The sequence below is a fragment of the Mesorhizobium sp. M7A.F.Ca.US.006.04.2.1 genome (genome assembly GCF_004022915.1).
Lineage (GTDB): Bacteria > Pseudomonadota > Alphaproteobacteria > Rhizobiales > Rhizobiaceae > Mesorhizobium > Mesorhizobium ciceri.
Map to the genome: position 1 here is coordinate 1 of NZ_RZQA01000932.1, position 2,334 is coordinate 2,334.

Here is a 2,334-nt window from a genome sequence, read left to right on the forward strand (position 1 = left end):
GAAGTAACCCATGTCACGGGCAAGGAAGAGCGGTCCGTACCCCACCCAGGTCGTCATGCCCAGTTTCAAGCTGCCAGCTTCGGCGTGGAGGCTCACCGATATGGCGCTGAGCGCAATGCCGGCCACCAGCGCGGCCCGGCGAAACTTCGAGATTATTGTCGTCATCACGTTCCCCTGTTTTTCTGAAGTCGGGCGTTATCCCGGCCCGAACGAAACCCGCTCCGGAGGCATCGCCGAAGCCTGTCGCCTGACGTTCTTTTCTTGTTTTCTTTCAGCCGATGGCGGAGCAAAGCACGTTGGGTGCGCTGCACAAATTATGATTTTCAGTAGTTCGGCTTAGGCTGGACCTAACCAGACTGCGCTGCGTCTGCGCCATCGCGATTTCGCCATCAGCAAGCTGCACCATTTCTTCCTTCCTCGGCCAGCCCGAGGCCACACCATTTTACGCGCCATCTATTGGCCGGGGCTGAGAGAGGGGGAACTGGAGCCGAGCTATTGTGGGCTACGGCCTAACGAACGGGTTGCAGTTCGGCGATTTCGACATTCTGGCTGATCCGTCCGGACGGCTGATCCGTCTTTTCGGAATCGAGTCACCTGGCCTGACAAGTGCGCTGGCGCTGTCGGATTGGGTTGTCCAATTTGTCGGAAAGACGAACTTCTTCTTGCTTTAGCCTTTGACCGCCCCAGCGGTCATGGATCCCGATATCTGCCGATACATCACAAGACCCAGCAATGCCGGCGGCAAGGCGCCCAGCATCATGACCGCGGAAGCGGTTCCCCATTTCACGCCACCGCCGCTCGCGGCGAAGAAGAAGGATGCGCCGACCGTCATCGGCACGGCACGACTGGTTGTCAGCATGAGGCCGAAGAGGAATTCGTTCCAGGCGGTGATGAAGCCGAAGATGAAGGTTGTGACCAGCGCCGGTCGGATGACGGGCCGGACGATCATCATCATCACCTGCAAGGAATTTGCGCCATCGACTTTCGCCGCCTCGTCGAGTTCGACTGGTACATCTGAAATCGCGTTCACCAGGATGACGAGTGCAAGCGGCGCGTTGACGATGGTCAGGATGAGCCCGAGCCCGATCCGCGTATCGAGCAGGCCCAGCCACTGGTACATCATGTAAAGCGGGATCGCGAAGATGATCAGCGGCACGGCGCGAAGATTGATGACGATCGGCAGGACCAAGCGCTTTCCCGCCTCGCTGCGCGCGATCGCATAGGCAGCCGGGAACGCGAGCACGATCGCAAGGCCGGTTCCGATCAGCGCCGCCACGGTGCTGTTCAGCAGATAGGCATAGATGTTGAAGCGGCTGGTCTGCGTCAGGACCTCCAGATAGTTGTCGAGCGTCGGCTGGCTGATCCACAAACCGGGGTTCGTCGAAAGCTCGCGCTGGCTTTTGAGCGATGTGATCAGCGTCACGATAGTGGGGAAATTCATCGCCAGCACGGCGATGGCAAAAACGATCCAGCGCAGTGCCCCGGCCATCGTCAACGCTTCCTGCGGCCGGCAAGCCGGTTAAGGCAGTGGAGAACGATGAACGACGCCATGAACAGGACAACCGAGGCGGCGACCGCCTTGCCAATAGCCCCTTCCTTGAAGAAGGCTTGGTAGATGTAGATCGACAAGGACGTCGTTGAACCTCCTGCACCACTGCCGGTCAATGCATAGACATTGTCGAACACCCGGAAACCGTCGATGAAACGGATGAAAAACGCGATGACCAGCGTCGGCTTCATCAATGGCAGGTCGATCCACCGGACGATCTCAAACGGTGATGCGCCATCGAGCGAGGAGGCTTCGCGCACGTCGAGCGGTATGGCCGAATAGGCCATGTAGAAGAGCAGGAAGGCGAAAGGCGTCCATTGCAGCGTCTCCACGACGACAAGGGTGCGGAAGGCATTGTCGATGTCGAGGAAGGCCGGGCTGTCGCCAAACCATTCGAAGAGATAGTAGGGGACGGGGCCCGCGAATTCATGCAGCACCAGCCGGTACATGAGACCGACCATGGCCGGCGCGACCATCAGCGGCAGCATCAACGGCGCCATCAGAACTGGGCGCTTGCTCAGAAGCGGCGCCAGGAAGATGGCAAGGAAAAGACCGATCAGACATTCCGCTGATGCGGTAAGAATACCGAAGCGCAGAGAGAACCAGGCCGAGCTCCAGAATTCGCGGTCGTTCAACACCGCGACATAGTTGGCGAAACCACTCAACACCGGACTGCGCAGCGTCTCGAATGTAACGGTCGAAACGGAATAGATCAGGTTGACGATCGCCGGAAAGCCGAGGAACAGCAGCAGGAAGCCGACCAGCGGCGTCAGATACATCCTGCC

Annotated in this window: 3 protein-coding genes; 1 reads left to right on the forward strand and 2 read right to left on the reverse strand. The window is 59.0% G+C overall.

Annotated features, from left to right (window positions below; translation table 11 throughout):
• The first annotated feature begins 497 nt into the window (after nucleotides 1–497).
• Nucleotides 498–671 carry a hypothetical protein gene (locus EN925_RS39895; protein WP_164752743.1) on the forward strand — a complete coding sequence of 58 codons (174 nt, stop codon included), beginning with the start codon at nucleotides 498–500 and terminating at the stop codon, nucleotides 669–671.
• Here EN925_RS39895 and EN925_RS32370 read toward each other — a convergent pair.
• Together EN925_RS32370 and EN925_RS32375 are read right to left on the reverse strand one after the other, a co-directional pair.
• The gene (locus EN925_RS32370) at nucleotides 668–1,489 is read right to left on the reverse strand and encodes a carbohydrate ABC transporter permease (RefSeq protein WP_128337224.1); all 822 of its coding nucleotides are present in this window, start codon (nucleotides 1,487–1,489) and stop codon (nucleotides 668–670) included. The two genes, EN925_RS39895 and EN925_RS32370, sit on opposite strands and share 4 nt — an antisense overlap.
• A gap of 2 nt (nucleotides 1,490–1,491) precedes the next feature.
• Nucleotides 1,492–2,334: sugar ABC transporter permease (locus EN925_RS32375; RefSeq protein ID WP_245487391.1), on the reverse strand; the 843-nt coding region annotated here is incomplete at its 5' end.